This is a genomic window from Pedobacter sp. GSP4 (genome assembly GCF_051857575.1).
Classification (GTDB): domain Bacteria; phylum Bacteroidota; class Bacteroidia; order Sphingobacteriales; family Sphingobacteriaceae; genus Pedobacter.
Window position 1 is genome coordinate 207,737 of record NZ_JBPZIR010000006.1, and the last position, 19,833, is coordinate 227,569.

Annotated in this window: 17 protein-coding genes and 1 pseudogene; 11 read left to right on the plus strand and 7 right to left on the minus strand. The window is 43.7% G+C overall.

Going from position 1 to position 19,833, the window contains the following annotated elements; all coding sequences use genetic code 11:
* Window positions 1–738 (minus strand): ImuA family protein, encoded by a 738-nt coding sequence (locus tag ACS5PU_RS16980; RefSeq protein WP_439460348.1) that lies wholly within the window; start codon window positions 736–738, stop codon window positions 1–3.
* Between the two features lie 26 nt (window positions 739–764).
* On the opposite strand from ACS5PU_RS16980, the gene ACS5PU_RS16985 reads away from it, so the two are divergent.
* Window positions 765–1,442: an alpha-ketoglutarate-dependent dioxygenase AlkB family protein gene (locus ACS5PU_RS16985; protein ID WP_439460349.1), complete on the plus strand. Its 678-nt coding sequence runs from the start codon at window positions 765–767 to the stop codon at window positions 1,440–1,442.
* Between the two features lie 163 nt (window positions 1,443–1,605).
* Here the strand turns inward: ACS5PU_RS16985 and ACS5PU_RS16990 are convergent, their stop codons facing one another.
* Window positions 1,606–1,827, minus strand: a complete 222-nt coding sequence (locus ACS5PU_RS16990) for a hypothetical protein (protein WP_439460350.1) — start codon at window positions 1,825–1,827, stop codon at window positions 1,606–1,608.
* A gap of 204 nt (window positions 1,828–2,031) precedes the next feature.
* Between ACS5PU_RS16990 and ACS5PU_RS16995 the strand changes: the two genes are divergently transcribed.
* The 9 genes from ACS5PU_RS16995 to ACS5PU_RS17035 are packed head-to-tail and all read left to right on the plus strand — an operon-like array spanning window position 2,032 to window position 15,219.
* Entirely contained in the window at window positions 2,032–5,142 is a 3,111-nt protein-coding gene (locus tag ACS5PU_RS16995) for a SusC/RagA family TonB-linked outer membrane protein (RefSeq protein WP_439460351.1), read from the plus strand.
* 15 nt (window positions 5,143–5,157) lie between these two features.
* Window positions 5,158–6,519: a RagB/SusD family nutrient uptake outer membrane protein gene (locus ACS5PU_RS17000; RefSeq protein WP_439460352.1), complete on the plus strand. Its 1,362-nt coding sequence runs from the start codon at window positions 5,158–5,160 to the stop codon at window positions 6,517–6,519.
* 10 nt (window positions 6,520–6,529) lie between these two features.
* On the plus strand, window positions 6,530–7,459 hold the full coding sequence (locus ACS5PU_RS17005; protein WP_439460353.1) for a cyanophycinase: 930 nt from the start codon (window positions 6,530–6,532) through the stop codon (window positions 7,457–7,459).
* A gap of 17 nt (window positions 7,460–7,476) precedes the next feature.
* Window positions 7,477–8,808, plus strand: a complete 1,332-nt coding sequence (locus ACS5PU_RS17010) for a DoxX family protein (RefSeq protein ID WP_439460354.1) — start codon at window positions 7,477–7,479, stop codon at window positions 8,806–8,808.
* 14 nt (window positions 8,809–8,822) lie between these two features.
* A complete protein-coding gene (locus tag ACS5PU_RS17015) occupies window positions 8,823–10,526 on the plus strand; it encodes a hypothetical protein (RefSeq protein WP_439460355.1) in 1,704 nt (567 codons plus the stop codon).
* Window positions 10,527–10,530: 4 nt separating this feature from the next.
* The gene (locus tag ACS5PU_RS17020) at window positions 10,531–11,130 is read left to right on the plus strand and encodes a c-type cytochrome (RefSeq protein WP_439460356.1); all 600 of its coding nucleotides are present in this window, start codon (window positions 10,531–10,533) and stop codon (window positions 11,128–11,130) included.
* Complete coding sequence (gene soxC / locus ACS5PU_RS17025; protein ID WP_439460357.1) at window positions 11,130–12,383, plus strand: sulfite dehydrogenase; 1,254 nt, start codon at window positions 11,130–11,132, stop codon at window positions 12,381–12,383. The genes ACS5PU_RS17020 and soxC overlap by 1 nt, the downstream gene beginning before the upstream one ends.
* A gap of 4 nt (window positions 12,384–12,387) precedes the next feature.
* Entirely contained in the window at window positions 12,388–13,830 is a 1,443-nt protein-coding gene (locus tag ACS5PU_RS17030; RefSeq protein ID WP_439460358.1) for a phytoene desaturase family protein, read from the plus strand.
* 15 nt (window positions 13,831–13,845) lie between these two features.
* Window positions 13,846–15,219 carry a YeiH family protein gene (locus ACS5PU_RS17035; protein WP_439460359.1) on the plus strand — a complete coding sequence of 458 codons (1,374 nt, stop codon included), beginning with the start codon at window positions 13,846–13,848 and terminating at the stop codon, window positions 15,217–15,219.
* A 414-nt stretch (window positions 15,220–15,633) separates the two neighbouring features.
* On the opposite strand, the gene ACS5PU_RS17040 is transcribed toward ACS5PU_RS17035, so the two are convergent.
* The 5 genes and pseudogenes from ACS5PU_RS17040 to ACS5PU_RS17060 all read right to left on the minus strand — a co-directional run.
* Window positions 15,634–15,882, minus strand: coding sequence for a chromate transporter (locus ACS5PU_RS17040; protein ID WP_439460360.1), 249 nt, complete (start codon window positions 15,880–15,882; stop codon window positions 15,634–15,636).
* Complete coding sequence (chrA, locus tag ACS5PU_RS17045) at window positions 15,866–16,696, minus strand: chromate efflux transporter (protein ID WP_439460361.1); 831 nt, start codon at window positions 16,694–16,696, stop codon at window positions 15,866–15,868. The genes ACS5PU_RS17040 and chrA overlap by 17 nt, the downstream gene beginning before the upstream one ends.
* Before the next feature lie 22 nt (window positions 16,697–16,718).
* Window positions 16,719–17,231 carry a hypothetical protein gene (locus tag ACS5PU_RS17050; RefSeq protein WP_439460362.1) on the minus strand — a complete coding sequence of 171 codons (513 nt, stop codon included), beginning with the start codon at window positions 17,229–17,231 and terminating at the stop codon, window positions 16,719–16,721.
* A 58-nt stretch (window positions 17,232–17,289) separates the two neighbouring features.
* On the minus strand, window positions 17,290–18,147 hold the full coding sequence (locus ACS5PU_RS17055) for a chromate resistance protein ChrB domain-containing protein (protein WP_439460363.1): 858 nt from the start codon (window positions 18,145–18,147) through the stop codon (window positions 17,290–17,292).
* A 107-nt stretch (window positions 18,148–18,254) separates the two neighbouring features.
* Window positions 18,255–18,410, minus strand: a pseudogene (locus ACS5PU_RS17060) (DUF6766 family protein); the annotation flags it as partial.
* Window positions 18,411–19,248: 838 nt separating this feature from the next.
* Between ACS5PU_RS17060 and ACS5PU_RS17065 the strand changes: the two are divergent.
* Window positions 19,249–19,830 (plus strand): TolC family protein, encoded by a 582-nt coding sequence (locus ACS5PU_RS17065; RefSeq protein ID WP_439460364.1) that lies wholly within the window; start codon window positions 19,249–19,251, stop codon window positions 19,828–19,830.
* The last annotated feature ends 3 nt before the right edge of the window (window positions 19,831–19,833 follow it).

Sequence of the window (19,833 nt, forward strand, 5' to 3'; positions counted from 1 at the left end):
TTATCCTGCCTGAAGTTTGTGGACAGGTAGCATGTTTACATTTTCCCTGCATAATATATCGAAGGTGCTGCCAGACCAGTATACTTCAAAAATACCACCCTGGCCGTTGCGCACCTTTAAGAGTTCTGCCTTCCAGCTGGGCTGACCAACGCCAGGCATACCCTCTGGAAGAACGCTGGGAAGAGGACTGACCTTCCAGCGCGCAAGGCAGGTTGTATTAGATAGTATTTTGGGGTTTTCCCTTAAAAAAAGGGCAGTCGTTTTACTTTTTTCGATCACCAGCTGAAACCTTCTGGAGGTGGCAAAATTTAAGTCTGGAATCTCGGCTACTACAGCGGCCAGTCCTTCGCACTTCAATGCCTCTTCGGTAACCCATAGAAGCTCTTTTTCATGCTGCAGGTCTATAAAAATAATAGATGGGGCATGAAGCGAAAATCTTCCTGCTCCCGGGGGAAAGAACTTTCTTGAGGCACTGATCCAGATACAGGGACCGCCGTCTTTCATCAGAGAGGAGAGTACTCCGCTGATAAAGCCGCTACTTGCAGCTGTATTTTCCGCGCTATCTGAGACGAATTCATGGATACCTTGCAGGGGAAAAGTTTGATTAGGAAATGCAGATGCAAAAAGCTGTAATCCTGAAATGTTTTGTTGCGTTTCGGAGATTGTTTTATAACCCTGCATGGAGAGGATATTTGCCCTTAATTCCTCAATAATCTTGTTTTTTGCAGTCTGTTCCATGATCACCCTCCTTTTTTTGTATTTACATGGACAAATATAATGCTAAAAATATTAGTATTTTAAAATTATTTTGCACATTTGTATCGGATATGGAGCAGCTTAGTTTTTTTAATGAATCGGGACAAACACCAGGTCTTCCAAAAGACGTGCTGGAGTATATGCCTGGATTTATTTCCTTTGAGGAGGCAGATAGCTTATTGTCTGGCTTTATCAAAACTGTGCCCTGGAGGCAGAAAATAGTAAAGATGTATGATAAAGAGGTAATTACACCAAGACTTTCTGCTTGGTTCGGAGATCCGCTTAGCTTGGATTACAGTTCCTTGGGAAAAACGGTACCCATGATGTGGACTACAGAGCTTTTGAGTTTAAAGAATAAGGTTGAATCGCTTGCAGGTATCAGTTTTAACAGTGTACTGCTGAATTATTACCGGAATGGTCAGGATTCTGTCGCCTGGCATAGTGATAATGAGACGGTAATGGGATCTCATCCAATTATTGCCTCTGTTTCTTTTGGTCAGGTTAGGGGCTTTGACATTCGCAGGAAAGCTGATCATAGAGAAAAATATACCATCAGGCTAGAACATGGTTCATTACTGTTGATGAAAGGAGACCTCCAGACTAAATGGGATCATAGAATAGCCAAATCATCCCGGCATATGGGACCAAGGGTTAACCTTACCTTTCGAAAAATCTTAATCCCTTAATTGCAGCCTGTATAGTTTGAATGGTTTCCATCTAAAAGTGGGCTGAGGGAGGAAGGTTGCTTCCATGAAACTACAGGGAATGATGGGGAAATATTTCAAGGAACAAAGATTGTTGTAGGGGATCATTAATAATTCAGCCCATTAAATCAACATATTGAAAAGTTCAGAAATTGGCAAAAGTCATTGCTTGAAGCATGGGTGTAACATTATTAATAGTTAATCTATAGATTTTGTAGATTAAATTTTTATCAATATGTTTGCAACCATCATGAATGCAATAACAATATCCTCTATTTACTTTACTATTAAAGCCTATCTCAAAGCTAATATCTTGATTATGTATTTCCCTTGGAATAGGTGTTGCTGTTGATTTTGATTCTTCCAAAATAGCTGTAGGTTGATCCTATTATATTTTAAACCCTGATCACCATCTTTCCCTTAAATATGTGTTAAAATACCAATAAAAAAATAACCGGCAAGGAAGCCTCGCCGGTTTTTATGGAATATCAGTTCTGTAACGCCAATCACACACTGATATCCATCCAGCTTTATCCAATGAATTCAACCATTAAAATAAAACCCGTTAAATATGGAAATATTTCTCCATAAGAAAAAACCATTCTTATTGGCCTGCTTATTTTTGCTGCTAAGCGTGCTGGCCGTTCCACTTAAAATTTTTGCCCAGGTTGAGCCACCGCCACTCATTAATTCCAAACTGGCAGGTGTGGTAATCGACTCTTTAACCAAACAGCCTTTGCCCGGCGTAGTTGTCCGCATTAAAGGGGTTACACACGTGGTTTCAACCGATGGTGATGGAAAATTTGTTTTTGTAACCGGTCAGAAATTGCCTTACACCTTAATATTAAGTTCGGTTGGCTACGAGACCAAAGAGATTGTAGTAAGTACCAGCCCCACAACCATCAGGCTAAAAGAAGTAAACAGCCAGTTAAATGATGTAGTGGTAGTAGGCTATGGCACACAGACGAGAAAATCGTTAACCGGTTCGGTTTCTACCATTGCAGTTGATGAAGTTCGGGCTAAACCAACAGCTACTTTTGCCGAGCAGCTGCAGGGTAAAGCTCCCGGTCTTCAGGTAAGTACTTCTACTGGTGTTCCCGGCGATGGAATGTTTATCCGGATTCGCGGTACAACTTCGATCAATGCCAGTAACGATCCCTTGTATGTAATCGATGGGGTGTATGTAAATAGCGGATCATTGCAGCGCATCACCACCCAGGGGCAGGCCAATAACCCCTTATCAGATATAAGCCCTGATGACATTGAAACAGTAACGGTTCTGAAAGATGCCGATGCAACAGCCATTTATGGTGCACGTGCAGCCAATGGCGTAATCGTAATTACCACCAAACGCGGTAAATACAATACAGCGCCGAAGGTGAGTTTAAGTTCATATGTAGGTTTTGCAAAAACTCCGGAATTATGGGAATTGGTTACGGGACCTCAGCACGCCGAACTGATTAATGAATTTTACCGCAATTCAAATGCCGATGCCATTGCCATTGCTGCCGTAAACGGAACAAGTCCGGCTACTACTTACAGGTTCCAGCCTTTCAGAGCATTAACCGATAATCCTACCGCTTCACCTGCACCACGTGGTTTGCCTCAGGATCAAAATACCTATGATCGTTTGAACAAGGCCTTCCGCACCGGACTTTTGCAGAACTACGACATTTCTGTTTCCGGTGGTAATGATAAAACCACCTATTATATTGGTGGGGGCTTAAATAAACAGGAAGCTACCCTTAAAACAAACGATTTCAGACGGGGAAGTTTTAAATTAAACCTCGATCAGAAAATCAACGATTACGTTAAAATCGGAACCAGTAACATCCTTACCCAAACTTACCGCACCAATGCACGGGTAGGCGATGGCCCTCAGGGCGGTATTTTGCAGTCGGCCCTGCATACTCCAACTTATCTGCCAGAATTTAATGCCGATGGTACGCCGGGTAAGTGGGCAGGTTTCGATAACCTGGATATATTGCTGAACAATACCAACATGAACAGTACTAGTAACAGGTTAATCAGTAACCTGTACGGTGAGGTGAATATTACCAAAGATTTAACCTTTAAAACCAGCTGGAGTGTTGATTATAATCAGTACAACGAGTTTCAGTACTGGAACAGCTTAACCAACCTGGGTATTGCAAACAAAAACCTGGGTACTTCAAGTGTTAGCAATAATACCATCTGGACCAATGAACAAACCTTAAACTATAACCACGTTAGCGGCAACCATACTTTTGGAGCTTTGATCGGTAATTCGTTACAGGGATCAATTTCCAACCAAACGCTGGCACAGGGTACCAATTTCCCTAACGATTCGTTTCAGCAAATTGCCTCTGCAGCTACCACCACTTCATCCGCCTCAGAAACACAGTATAAACTATCTTCGTTTTTTGCCCGTGTAAACTACAACTATGGCGGAAAATATTATGCGGTATTCAGTGTTAGGGCCGATGGTTCTTCGCGTTTTGGAGCCAATCACCAGTGGGGGTATTTCCCTTCGGCAGGTCTGGCCTGGCGTGTTAAAAAAGAAAATTTCTTAAAGGATGTTGCCATAATTTCGGATTTAAAACTCCGTGGAAGTCTCGGGGTAACCGGAAACCAGAATGGCATAAACGATTTTGCCTCACGCGGTTTATGGGGTGCTGGTGCCAACTACCTGAACAATCCGGGGACCGTGCCATCGCAATTGGCTAATCCCGATCTGAAATGGGAAAGTACCCGTCAGGCCAATATCGGTTTTGATTTAAGTTTCTTTAAAGACCGATTGACTTTAAGTGGTGATGTTTACGATAAATACACCAGTAACCTGTTGCTTAATCTGCCACTGGCTTCGAGCAAAGGCTTTTCATCAATCCTTACCAATGCCGGTGAAATGAGCAATAAAGGTTTGGAATTCAACATAAGCAGCATTAACCTCGATGGTGCATTGAAATGGAGTACCAACTTCAATATTTCGCGCAACATTAATAAAATAGAAAAACTGCCTACACCAGTGGTTGCCGCTTATGCCGCCGAACGCATGGTTCAGGGTTTATCGATGTACACTTTCTTTGTGTACAACCAGCTTTATGTTGATCCGCAGACCGGAAATGCCGTGTATGAAGATGCCGACAAAAATGGCGTGATCAATGCAAATGATATTGTTCCGGTTGGTAATGCACTGCCGAAATTTAACGGCGGTTTAACCAATAACCTCAGTTATAAAGGTTTCGATTTATCGGTGTTTTTCAACTTCGTTTATGGTAGCAAGGTGTATAACAATAACAACTATTTTCTTGAAGGTGGCGGTACCCGCGATGCCAACAGGGCAATGGATGTGTACCAGTTAGACCGCTGGCAGAAACCGGGCGATATTACCAATATGCCAAGATTAACCGCTTACGGACAGAATTATACATTAAGTCCAACCAGCCGTAATATTGAGGATGGATCTTTCCTTCGCCTCAGCAATGTAACCCTGGGTTATAACCTGCCTAAAGATTTTATTAAAAAAGCCAGGATGAATTCGGTAAGAATATACGCAAGCGGCTCAAACCTTTGGTTGTGGACTAAATATAAAGGTCCGGATCCGGAGATCAATGTGTCATCATCGGCTACCGTACTCGGTTACGATTTAGGTACACCACCTGTGCCACGTACTTTCCAGATAGGTGCAAACATTACTTTTTAAACCGAATAATCAATCATGAAAAAAGTTATATACATATTCGCAGTCATTATCCTCTTCACTTCCTGCAAAAAGTTTCTGGAGGTACAGCCCCAGTTGCAGGTAGATCAGGATCAGGCCATCATCAATGCCGGTACTGCGGCTACTGCGGTAAATGGTTTATTCAACCTGCTGGCCGCCAACAGTTATTACGGATCGAATTTTCCGGCGCTTTCTTATTTATCTGCCGGAGATATCCAATGGTCGGGCTCACAGTCCGACCCTAACGAGATTACCAAACACCTTACTTCAGCTACCAATGGCTATGTGCAATCGGCGTGGACGGCAATTTACAAAACCATATCACAGGCCAATTATATCATTGATAAGGTTCCAGCCGTCAGCGATCCATTGCTAACTCCAACGCTAAAGAACCAGTATCTTGGCGAGGCCTATTTTGTGCGCGCGCTGGCATATTTCGATCTTGCACGCGGTTGGGGCGGCGTACAGCTGATCTTAAAGCCAACTAATACCGCATCAGATAATACCGATATTCCGCGAAGTAGCCTGGCTGATACTTACGCACAAGTGCTAAAAGATTTAAACGCTGCGGAAACTTTGGTGCCAACTACCTTAAACCGCAACCGGGTTAGTTTGCGCACTGTACAAGCACTAAAAGCGAGGTTTTACCTTTATCAGAAAAACTGGGTGCTGGCCGAGCAGTTTGCCACTTCGGTAATTGGCGACAATGCAAATTATTCGCTTGTGGTACCTTATAGTGCATTTTTTGCCAATAACGCCGTTACAACAAGTGAGTCGATACTTGAGCTGGCTTATACTACATCTAACACCAATGGGCACAGCAACTGGTGGTTGCCACCGGCTTTGGGCGGACGCAGGGAGTGGTCACCTAACGACGCGCTGGTTGCTTTGTTAAATAATCCGGCTATTGGTGGTAACCGAAATGCCTTAATTGCACAAACCGCGCCCCCAGGCAATTTATGGTATGGAAAATTATATTACCGCAATCCACTGGGTACCGATCCAGCTTATGTTATCCGTATTGCCGAATTATATCTCATTCGTTCAGAAGCCAGGGCACAGCAGGGCAACCTGATCGGTACAAACAGCGCTCAAACCGATTTAAATGCGGTACGCAGCCGTGCAGGCATTGGAGTAACTACAGCAGCTACTTTAAGTGATATTTTATTGGCGCTCGAAAAAGAACGTCAGGTAGAATTTCCATTCGAAGCTGACCGCTGGTTCAACCTGGTGCGGACTGACCGTGCGCAAACTGTGCTGGCGCTACCCGATAAACACCTTTATCTTTTCCCGATTCCTTATAACGAAACATTGGTTGATCCGCAATTAGGGGGAGCAAACCGTAACCCTGGTTATTAAAAAATTGATCATGAAAAAACTAAGCATCTTTCTTTTGGCCCTAACCGCATTCTGTTATTCGGCCTTTGCCCAATCATCGCCCATTACCGTGAAAAAATCTGACACCAGACACGGTCCCGAGAAAGGCAGTCTGTTGATTATTGGGGGGAATGTGGGTTCGCAACGTGATATCTGGGAGAGATTTACCGAACTCGCAGGAGGTAAAGATAAAGCCGTATTGGTGGTGGTTACTACCGCATCGGGCGATTCGGCAGCCTATGATAAAAAAGGGGTTGAGGAGGTAAAACGCCAAACAGGAATTAAAAATGTAACCCTTTTCCATACCAGCGATTTTAAGGAGGCCAATAGCGAGAAATTTATCGCGCCCTTAAAAAATGCAACCGCAGTTTATTTTGAAGGTGGCCGCCAATGGCGCATCGCCGATTCTTACCTCAACACGCTTACCCATCAGGCTTTTATTGATGTGCTAAACAGGGGAGGTGTCATTGCGGGTAGCTCTGCAGGGGCCAGTATTATTGGATCTTTTCTGTGGAGAGGCGATACCAATGGTGCACAGGTTTTAGTGGGCGATCATACCCAGGGCCTCGGTTTCCTTAAATATTCGGCCATCGATCAGCATTTACTGGTGCGCAACCGCCAGTACGATCTGGTTGATTTTATCAGGAAGGCACCCGATTTTATCGGCATTGGTTTAAATGAAGCAACAGCCATTCTGGTACAGCGCGATACCTTGCAGGTGCTCGGACATTCTTTTGTGGCCATTTACGATTACAATACGATCATAAACAATGGCGAAAAACATGTGGTAAACAACCGAGAAGATTTTACGGCTTCAAACGGACCTTTTTTCTTCCTCTCAGCAGGTCAGAAATACGATCTGGCCAAAAGAGTGGTGATTAAAGAAGCCCGCAAATCAGCTAATCCTGCTTCCAACCGATAATCTTAAAAAATAAAGCAATGAGCAACACGAATATACCGTCGCCACCTGCATGGACAGATAGGGAAAAGCTGATATTCAGGTTCTTTTTCCTCTTTTTTATCCTTCAGGCCATTCCTTTAAGCGTCGATTTTTTTAAAATTGTTTTTGGGTTTAACTGGTTTCTCATTAGTTATGGGGATATTTTTAATCTTACCCGTTTATCCGCGAAATTTCTTCCCGGTGCCGATAGTTTTATCAACTGGATCATTGTTGCGGCAATTGCCTTAACCGGTGTATTGGCCTGGGGCAGAACGAAATATCAAAACATCGATTACAACCGCTTGAATTATTGGTTAAGGGTGGTGGTACGTTACCGTTTGGCCATCGGCATCATCGGTTATGGCTTTATTAAGTTCTTCCCGCTACAGGCACCTTTCCCTTCCATCAGTAATTTAAATACCAGTTACGGCGACTTTACCGACTGGAAAATATTTTCGATGAGTTTGGGCATTGTACCTTCTTATGAGGCATTTTTGGGTGCAATAGAAATCCTCGCCGGTTTATTATTGTTCTTCCGCAAAACAGCAACCATCGGGGCAGCAATTATTCTGGTGTTTACCGGGAATGTTTTTATATCCAACCTGGCTTACGAAGGCGGCGAATTTGTGTATGCCACTTACCTGATCACTTTTGCACTTTTCGTACTGTGGTTCGATGCACAGCGTATTTATAACCTCGTATCGCTTGAGCGGGCAACAGCACCGAATAGCTTTAAGCCACATTTCGTGGGAAAAATCAAAACTCTGCGTTTGGTACTGAAGACTGTAGTTATTTTCTTTTTTGTTTTCTTTTATGGTTTTAAAACCTATTCGGGTTTTCGTCATGATCCTTACCAGTTTCCGCGGGGCAAAGGCCTGGCCAAAGCTGCAGGTATTTACAATGTAAGCGAATTCAGGATTAACGGTCGTGTACTGCCTTATGCTACCGCAGATTCAACCCGCTGGAAAGATGTGGTATTCGAGAAATGGGCCACCATCAGCGTACGCTCCGATAGGAAAGTAATTGTCGATTCGGCAAATTACGAGCAGGTATTTAAAAACGATAAAGACCGCAATTATGAGCTGGCAGGTACCGCCGGAAGGCATTATTACAGCTATACTGTCGATTCGGTAAAGCATGTATTGTTATTGGAGAATAAAAATCATCATTACAAAGGCGAGCAGTTGCGCTTAAATTATAGCCGTCCTGACAGCGCTACGGTGATCCTTTCGGGCACCAATCAGCGCCGCGATTCTATTTATGTGGTACTGAACAAAATCGATAAAAAATATCCATTAAAGCTTAGCCGCCGCAAAGCACTTAAACTATAAAAAAGCTTAATGTTATGTCTGAAATAAAACAACAGGATATAGAAAACGAAGCAACGGCGCAGCAGGCCGAGGCTAAAAAGCCATGGTCATGGTCAAAGAAATTTGGCTTCCGCGTGCTGTTTATTTTCTTCCTGGCCATGTCTATCCCGTTTTCTGCCAACTGGTATAAAAACGTTTTTACCTTAGATTGGTCGCGACCGCATTACCGCGATCTATACGATATCGCGCGTTTCCAGCCCAGTTTTTTATCACTTTTTGGCGGACAGCGTTCGCGCGATATTACCGACGCTCCATCTGGCGATGAAACTGCTAAAAAAGACGGCGCGAAGAAAAATAAAGCAGAAAAGGCTGATTTTAAAAAGGCTGAAGCCAAAAATGACCGGAGTGCAGTTTTACCTCCAAAAAGAAGCTTCCTAGCCGATTATATAGATTGGGGTATTGCACTGGTATTTGCATTGCTAGGTGCATTAATCTGGACTGCTTTCGACCGCAAAAGCAAATCTTACCATATTCTTTACTACTGGATCAGGGTGGTAGTACGTTACCGCGCCGGGATCGGTATTATTGGTTTTGGTTTTACCAAGCTTTTTCCCACGCAAATGCCATACCCATCATTGGGCTTGCTTAATAGTAATTTTGGCGATTTTACTGCCCAAAAAATATACTGGCTTTCGGTTGGTGTAGTGCCATGGTATCAGGTTTTTGGTGGCGTGGTCGAAATTGTTGCCGGCTTGCTGCTTTTCTTCCGGAAAACCAGTACCTATGGAGCTATACTTTTAGCAGCAGCGCTAGGCGATATCACCTTTGTAAATTATGCCTACGATGGCGGTGTACACGTATATGCCTTTTATTTTGTGCTGCTCGGTTTGTTTATCGCGGCCGACGATTTTCGTAAATTATACAACCTGCTCATTCTCGAACGGTATACCGTTCCCTTCAGGATTTATCCCGATTTCAGAAAGCCGTGGCTTAAATACAGTCGTATTACCTTAAAGGTGCTCACTTTTGTAATCTTTTTCGGCGTGCTTACCTATACCGAAGTCATTAATTTTAAATACGATCCCTATAAACAACCGGCAACTGCCGGGGTTAAAAAACTTAGAGGGAATTACCATGTAACCGAGTTTAAAATCAACGGAGAGGCGATTCCATTTAATCCGCTCGATTCTACCCGCTGGCAGGAGGCCACTTTCGAAAACTGGACTACGCTGACTTTCAAAATTAACCGTCCGGTGCTTATCGATCCGTCAAACGGTGGGGGTAGCCCGATGCGCGATATTCAGCGTACTTTCGAAATCAGCGGTGTTGCCGGAGGACAAAGGGCGTTTCATTACTATGCTGATACTGTAGATAAAGTACTTTACCTGCAGGATAAAAATGTGATGGCTTTAAGGGGCAGACCAAAAGATGCTGATAAGACAAAAGAGGCGAAACCAAAAGGAGATAACTGGATCAGTAAAACGGCTTGGCAGCACATCGGTGATGAAAATAAAATGATCGATAAAGCGGCCTGGTCTACCCGCAGGGATCGTGAGTTTGCTGAAAAACCAAGAGAAGTGAAACGCCACCGGATGGTATTGAAATACGATACTACGGATGGTTCGAGGGTGATTCTTTCGGGGATTAACGAACGCAAAGATTCGATTTATGTGGTACTAGATCGTTATGATAGACAATATGTACTGCCAAAGAGCACTTTGAGCGCAGGTAAATATTAAGGCGATGAACAAAAAAACGGTACGAATACTGGCATTTCCGGTAGCTTTGCTTTTGATGTCGCTAAAAACGACTTTTATACCCAGGCAGGCTCAACTGCCCTTAACTGACAGCTTAAAGCGACCGGCTAAATTTGGTTTTGGCCGGCCGGCTACCGCTCAGGAAATCGCAGTCTGGGATATCGACGTTCGCCCGGATGGGAAAGGATTGCCGGCAGGACAGGGAAATGTGAAAACCGGCAAGACGTTGTATGCGCTTAAATGTGCAGTATGTCATGGTGCTGAGGGTACCGAAAAGGCCGGCGTAAAACTTCCGGGAAATGCTTTGGTTGGCGATACATCGGCCACCAGCAAGCCTAAAACTATTGGTAACTACTGGCCTTATGCCACAACTTTGTTCGATTATATGCGCCGCGCCATGCCTTACAATCTTCCCGGATCCCTGAGTAATGATGAGGTTTACAGCATAACGGCCTATTTGCTCAATGCCAACAAAATTATCAAAGCAGATGTGGTGCTCGATGCCAAAAACCTGTACAAAGTGGTAATGCCAGCTAAAAAACTGTTTATTATGGACGATCGTAAAGGAGGCCCTGAAATAAAATAATGGAAAAGAGCAGGAATAATAATCAGGAAACAGCCACTGGTAAAATCAGCAGGCGTACATTATTGGGAGGAGTAATTGCTGCTGCAGTTTTGCCTGTACAATCGCTCTTTGGCGATGAAATACAGACTGAAACAACTGCGCTAGCGGATATTGCCGACGATCCGACCAAAATCGTAGGCCCCGGGCCAAGCTCTTTGGGTAAACGCTCAACATTTGAGCAGCCACTGCGCAAACCTTCCGATATTTCTTCGCGTACCCCATTGCAGGATCTGCACAGTACCATTACCCCGGCCGATCTCCATTTTGAACGCCATCATGCAGGTATTCCAACCATCGACCCTGCAAAACATGAATTGCTCATTCATGGACTGGTCGATAATCCGATGAAATTTACCCTTGCCGATATCAAAAGATTTCCATCTGTTACCCGTACCTGTTTTATCGAATGTGCCGGAAATTTCCGTACAGGTAAAGCCGAAATGACCCCGCAGGATATCCTCGGCCTTACAAGTCAGAGCGAGTGGACAGGGGTAATGCTCTCCACTATATTTAACGAGGTTGGCGTTAGTGATAAAGCCAAATGGTTTTTAGCCGAAGGTTCAGATGCAGCGGTGATGACCCGTACCATCCCCGTAGCAAAAGCCTGGGATGATGCCATGATTGTTTATGCCCAGAATGGTGAGGCCATGCGGCCTGAGCAGGGTTATCCCATGAGATTACTTTTACCCGGTTTTGAAGGTAACATGAATATCAAATGGCTAAGGCGTATTGAACTTTCGGACGAACCCTACATGACCAGGGAAGAAACTTCAAAATATACTTACGCGGTAAAAGATAAAATCAGAATGTTTAGCTTTGAATTGGATGCGCGTTCCATCATTACCTATCCATCTTACCCGCAAAAGATAAATAAGGGCTGGGTAGAAATCCGAGGAATTGCCTGGAGTGGTAGGGGGAAGGTAGAAAAGGTAGAAGTAAGTACGGACGGGGGAAAAACATGGCAACTGGCCAATTTGCAGGAGCCAGTGCTAAGTAAAGCACATACTTATTTTAGGTGCCTGTGGGATTGGAAAGGCGAGGCTACTGAAATCTTAAGCCGTGTTACCGATGAGACCGGATACTTACAGCCAACTTTAGCACAATTGGTAGAAGCCCGTGGTGTAAACCTGGGGGGGTACCACATGAATCCCATTACTGCATGGCAGATCAAAAATGACGGAACCGTTCTATTTAAACCGGAAACCATAAAATAACCAAATGAAACCAGAAAAACGGGATTATGATGCAATAGTAGTAGGATCGGGGCCAAATGGATTGGCTGCGGCCATCCTTTTGCAGCAGCAGGGGCTTTCCGTTTTGATAATAGAAGGTAAAGAGGTGATTGGGGGCGGACTCAGCTCGGCCGAACTCACTTTGCCTGGCTTTACGCACGATGTATGTTCGGCTATTCACCCTATGGCAGTGGCTTCGCCCTTTTTTAAAACCTTGCCTTTGGCTGAGCATGGATTGGAATACCTGCAACCTGTTTTGGCTGCTGCTCACCCTTTTGATGATGGTAGTGCAGCCATAGTGGATCATGCTATCCAAAAAACTGCTCAATACCTGGGGCGCGATGCCAAAACCTATACTTCCCTGATGGAAAACATCACGACAGCATGGCCGCTGATCGATGAGGATGCTTTAGGACCTTTACATTTCCCTAAGCACCCATTGGCAATGGCTGGTTTTGGATTAAAAGCGCTGAGCAGTGCCACAGGTTTTGTTAAGCGTTTTAAAGAAAAGCATGCCCGCGGACTTTTTGCCGGAATGGCTGCACATGCCATACAACCATTAAGCAATTTAAGCACTACAGCCATTGGTCTGGTATTAATGGCCTGCGGACATCTTAAAGGATGGCCGATACCTAAAGGTGGATCAAAATTTATTGCAGAGGCATTGGCGGGTTACTTTAAATCGCTGGGCGGAAAAATCGAAACCGGAACTTTTGTTACTTCGCTAGGTCAATTACCTTCTGCCCATGCAGTGCTTTTTGATGTAACCCCGAAACAACTTTTGCAAATAGCAGGGCATAAATTCTCCAGTATTTACAAATGGCAGCTCGAGCGTTACCGTTACGGTATGGGGGTGTTCAAAGTAGATTGGGCCTTGGATGGACCTATCCCATTTACTGCCGAAGCATGCCGAAGGGCAGGTACCCTGCATTTGGGCAATACTTTCGAAGAAATAGCCGAAGGCGAACTGATGACCAGTAAAGGCAGGCAGGCAGAAAAACCCTTTGTGCTTTTGGCTCAGCAGAGTTTGTTCGATGCATCGCGCGCTCCAGAAGGAAAACAGACGGCCTGGGCCTATTGCCATGTTCCCAACGGATCTGAGCAGGATATGACCGCCCTGATCGAAAATCAGGTAGAACGTTTTGCCCCAGGCTTTAAAGATTTAATCCTTGCAAAACACACCATGAACACCCAGCAGATGGAAGCACATAACCGAAACTATGTCGGCGGGGATATAAACGGAGGGATACTAGATCTTGGACAATTGTTTACCCGTCCGGCTTTAAGGTGGTCGCCATATAAAACGGCTGCCAAAGGCCTATACATCTGCTCGTCATCTACCCCGCCTGGAGGTGGAGTACATGGCATGTGTGGCTACAATGCCGCAAAAAACGTATTAAAAGATATTTTCAACATAAAAATCAGATAACCACAGAGAAAAACTATGTCAACACAGAACAGTGCTACGGGAACTACCGGAGCTTTAACAGACGCAGGTATAACACCCGACAAAAAAACATTTTTACGATCGCTTACCGAAGATTGGTGGGCCGTAATATTAGGAACAATTATTATTGCCACCGTACTTTATTTAACCAATAACGGTACTACAATTACGCTGCCCGCCTATAAATGGGCTACTTCCGAAGACCTATTCGGTAAAATCCTTTCAGGCCAGAATTTATTACTCATTTTAGAAACCGGCGCAGTTTTTCTGGCACTTGCGGCTATTGCAATTGGCATTTCAGGTGGTAATGTAGCCAGGTTTGCTGCAGGTTTTTCACTGATCTACTTTTTTGCCATCATATCTTTCATTATTGCTGGCAACAAAAACGTATCTTATTTCGGATTGGAATATGTGGTGTTCGCCTTGCTCATCGGTATCGTTTTGGGTAATGTGGTAAAGCTGCCTGATTGGTTAAAAGAAGCCGTTCGTTCCGAATTTTACATTAAAACCGGCCTTGTAATTTTAGGAACCACCATTTTATCTGCCGATTTGATCAAAGCAGGCTTGCCTGGAATTGTGCAGGCAGTTATTGTGGTAACAGCAGTTTGGTTTTTCTCATTATGGTTAAGCCGTAGGTTAAAGGTAGACGATGAATTCGGAGTAATCTTGGCCTCAGCGGTATCCATTTGTGGTGTTTCTGCTGCTATAGTTGCCGCAGGGGCCATTAATGGCGATAAACGCAAGTTGTCCTATGTAACTACGCTGGTATTGATTATGGCCATCCCGATGATGATCATCCAACCCTGGGCGGTAAAGTATTTTCATATTCCGGATGTAATTGGTGGTGCCTGGCTGGGTGGAACATTAGATACCACTGCAACGGTTACAGCGGCTGGCGATCTGGTTGGACCAATCGCAGTTAAAGCAGGGGTCATTGCCAAATTCTCGCAGAATGTATTTATTGGGGTAGCAGCATTTTTTATCGCCATCTGGTGGGCCTATAAAAAACCAAAAGCAGAAAATGGTGAGGTTTTAATTAAAGCCGAAAGTCCCGGACTTAAAATTGTATGGGAGCGATTCCCGAAATTTGTGCTCGGATTTGTTGCTGCATCGCTAGTATTCTCTTTCCTGCTGTCGCCAGCAACCGCAAAAAGTGTTGCACCAACCTTAAACGGATTGCGTACGGTTTGGTTCGCCATTGCCTTTATCTCCATTGGTATGGAAGCTAAATTTTCATCGCTGGTTAAATTGCAAGGCGGCCGGCCGGCATTTACTTTTGTTACGGCCCAAATTTTTAACATCTTCTGGACCGTGCTGTGGGCATATATCCTGTTCGGGGGTTATCTGTTCCCGGTACCGGATTTTAAATAAACAGATGCAAATTGGGCTCTTTTAATGACCAATAAGCTCAAATGACGAACTTTTTATTCGCCAAGCACCAGTTTGGCATAAAACACAACTTAAAACCCGCTGACTTATCATAAGTCAGCAGGTTTTAAGTAAAATCTATTACAAGAGCTGGGCCTAGATTTCTACTGGTAGAGCAGCGCTTACATGGGTATGATCAGGCGATAGGATAAAAACACACATAGAGAAAAAACAATAGGCTAAAAACTCAGTCATTTTGGCATTGCCATTTTGCAGACATATCAAATTCATGCGCAGACTTCATCAAAAGGCTGGTGGATCAAACAATTACATTTCCTGTTGATGCAAAAACTTTTGAGCATATTTCGTGGATTGATTCCAGCTTGCTTTAACATGGCGTATTTGCGTTTTGTCTTCTTAAATGCTTTTGATCAATATACCCAATAATGCAGCGATTACAATGATATGCGGTTCCTGGATTTTCTTTACATAAACCAAAGCAACAGCTGCTCCGCCGGCAATAAGGGCAGTAGGGATATCGGTGATTGAGCGTGTTGCGATAACAACGACCGATCCGACGAGCGCTCCGATTACTGCAGTCGTGATTCCGTCAACAAAAGCTTTAATACTTTTATTCTTGGCAATCTTGTTAAAATACGGAGCCAATACCACTGTAAACAGAAAACAGGGTAAGAAAGTCGACAGTGCTGCCAACTGCTACTGCATCCACGAACTGGGCTTCGCTCAACCAGTGATATTCGTTGACAACACCACTATGTAGAAAAGGTACTATTGCCAGGCCGCTTCCGAAAACAAAGGTTCCCGCTTTTAGAAAGAACAGGCTGATGTCGATCAAAGTATTTTTCGAATAATCCCAAAAACCTATTCCCGTAGCTACAAGCATAGGTAATGAGGCCCGTCTTTTCATCCACGTTGGTGGGACTTTTACCACCATATAAAGCAGGCCACAGGCCATAAATAACAATACCTGTTCCTGCTGGGTCATTATGGTAACGGCAATTGCTATCAGATAGAAAAGCCAAAGCATCCAATTGGCTTTCATCGCTGATGAATTGATTTTGCCCACCGATTTGAGCGTCAATTTATAGGCGCTGATGGCAATAATACCGATCACAGCAGCGCCAACCCCATAAAAAACCTCCTGCACCCAGCTCAGGCCGCTATAGGATTGATATACCATGCCTAACAGTACAACCATAATAAATGAGGGCATCACAAATGCAAGTCCTGCAAGTGTGGCGCCCAAGAGCCGATAATGCACAAATCCAATGTAGATCCCCAATTGTGCCGCCAATGGGCCCGGCGCGAGTTGGGCCAGTGCCAGTCCTTCTTTGTATTCCTCTTCACTCAGCCATTTCCGCTCCTCCACAAGATCGCGGTGCATGTAACCAACCAGGGCAACCGGTCCACCGAAGCCCCAGGCACCCAGTTTTAGGAAATATAGGGTGATTTCCCTCAATGTATATTTTTTTGGTTTCATATCAAAAAGCAATTCCAAATTGAAAACCGGCGGTGAAAGATGCAGGTTTGTCGTTACCAAAACGAACAGGTAATGGCACTGCAGCAAATAAGCTGGCGCCCTTGCCTTTGATAACCGTTTTGTTTATCACCGGCGTCAGTCCATATCTACCCGAGGTCTCAAAAGCTGCCCGCCCTGCCAAAGTCCAGCTTTTGCCCAAAGCGAATAATACTCCGGGATGAAAAGTAAAATTGGCCATTTTGCTACTACCGTTCTCAACTCTGATCGAAGGCACGAATTCCGCGGAAAAGCCGATTTTCTGGCTTTTCCAAATATTGATGCCAACAGGCATTCCTACCACATAATGATCTCCAAAATTAGTATCAGTGCCTGCACTGCTAAAGGTGATTATAGGATGGAGGATGCCCACATAACCGGCAATCCTGGGGTAGCTCTGAACTGGGATCGTTTGCGCTTTTGAGTCAAATGCAATCAGCAGAAACAGAAATAATAAAATCGTAGGGGTGAATCTCATGAATAAAACTTTTTTTATGCAAGTTTATCCATGTTTGTGGGAGCAAAATTGTATTGGTTTAACTTTTGGTCTGAATTTTACTTTTCCGCAGTTTTCGGTATGCTGACGGGCTCTGCCCGGTAACCTTTTTAAAAATCCGGTTAAAATGGCTTTGATCCGAAAAACCGGTTAGATAAGCGATCTCGGTCAAACTGTGATTGGTTATTTCGATAAGCTCAAGAGCCTTCCCAATTCGGATTTTGCGCATATAATCGCCAAAACTCAGGTTATCAAAGTGCTTGGAAAACTCCCTGGAAAGATAAGCCGGATTGATTTCCAGTTCCTCTGAGGCTTGCTGTAAACTTAAAAACATATTGGTGTCCAACTGGTCCTGAATCATCTCTTTTAACGTTTGGGCCCATTCCGGAGTCTTTTTACTCCGGTCTTGCTTCAGGTATTGATGGTAAACCTGCAGCAATAATTGCTCAACAGGCCCATCTTGCGAGTGCTTCCTTTTGAACAAGTGCGTAGCCCAGCTATAAAGACCGTCATAGATGATCATGCCTATTTTTAAAAGTTCCTTGTCATCGCAGATATTAAACGCAAGGCCAGAAAAGATCGCTTCCAGACCAGCAGCCTGGGAGGCGAAGTCATGGCGATCAGTATCTGCACCCCGGACAATATGGGCCATTCGTGCTAAAGCGGGATCTTTCAACTGGTGTTTTTTGATGATATAATCAAAAGTACACTGGTCCTGATAATGAGAATATTCGACCTCAGGTAAATCAAAGGGGATGGCGTCCAGTTTTTGGGCTTCTGCCATTACCTGGGCATAGGGCACATAAATTATTTCCGCATCTGGATCGACAAAACGTTTGATCAGCCAAGGGCATGCAATCCGGTCAATTTTAGGGCGTTCACGGGTAATCCATTTCATAGGACTAAAAATAATATTTTTAATAAATAGATCAGCAGGGTTCTAGGACTATGCCCGCATGTTTTAAGGAGAACGCGCCTGGAACCTAATCAGGAACGGAAATAACATTACAAGAATTGCGTCCTGAATTTACACGTTGGATGGTCTGATAAGGGGCACCTACCTAATTTTCCCGTCTGCATATGTGGAGCATCTACAGGCTTAGATTCCGGAGACCCTTTTTGCCGCAGGAAGATCATTAAAATGACAATCAATGCAACGGAAAGGAATTCACTCTAACAATTTGATAAGCAATTTTGTTCTTGGAATTAAAAAGCCAATGGTTATCCAGTTTACATATGAAAGAATAACTGTATTGAGAACGTTGTAGAGAATCTGTTATTAAATTCATTTAAGTGGTCAGCAACTAAAAAACCAACAATAATGGGGAAGAACCAGTTTCATTGAAATATGTAATTTAGCCTATGATAATTTTCCGTAAAGCTCAAAAAAAAAGGCGTCGGGGTGATCCGATTAAATTTTGAATGTTTTGCATATTTTTCTTAAGTTAGACTATGGAAAAAACATTGAAAAATTGATGAAAGTATAAGCTCGGATGAGTTTGGAATTATGCCGTTTTGGCACGAAAATAGGGCTTCCCTTTGCAGTAACCAGGCTTTTTTGAGCTCTCGTAACTGTTTGTAGTATAGTATTTTACGAGGTTATTGGATGATTCCTGCCATCCCGACTTAAAAGGATTTAAAATCCCTTAAAAACCTTCTAAATTCATCATTTAGAGGGTTTTTTGTTTTTACCCTATTTCTGCGCTAAAAACATCCAAGCGTTAGCATCTATTCTCGTACCAAAATCTTATTTTATCCATTGTAAATGCTGGCTTTCAATACAATGATCAACTGCTGAAGAAAAAAGTACAGGATTTTACGAAAAAAACATTCTATTTAATTAGATTTGGAATGTATCCAAAGAAATACCCCTTTTGATGGGGAGCTTTTAATGCAATAATCAATGACCCGGACTATCCTATTTATTATTTTTCTTTTTGCTTCCCTAAATGTTGTCCAGGCTCAAGAGAGCTTTATCGGAGACATTAACTATCAACTGTTGGAAAAGTACGTTGACCTTGCCCTAAAAAATTATCCCAAAAGGAAAATGTTCAAGGCCAGCGAGCTGAGTGCCAAGGCAAAAATTGGCGTAGCCAAGGCAACCTATCTCGATGCCTTTACCGCATCTTATAATTATAGTCCAAACAATGCCGCCAGGTACAATACGGCAAACCCTTACACTTTAAATGGGATACAGTTTGGTATCTATTTCAATTTGGGCATACTGTTCCGCACGCCAGCACTGGTTCGCCAGGCCAAGGAGGAACATAACGAGAAATTCTTTCAGGCACAGGAATACGATATCCTGCTAAAATCTGAAGTGAAGAAGACCTATTTTGAATATCTTAGGGAAGCTGCCGACCTACGGGTTAAGGCGCAGACCTATATAGACAATAAAGCAGCCAGCGACGGTTTGAGATACAAATTTGAGAAAGGCGAATCTACCCTTGATGATTATACCAAGGCCAAAACCCTAACTTCCTATGCCAATTCGGAAAGGTTGCTTGCAGAGCTCAATCTCTTAAAGGCAAAAGAATCGCTTGAAGCACTGATCGGCGAAGTACTGGAAAATGTGAAATAAAAA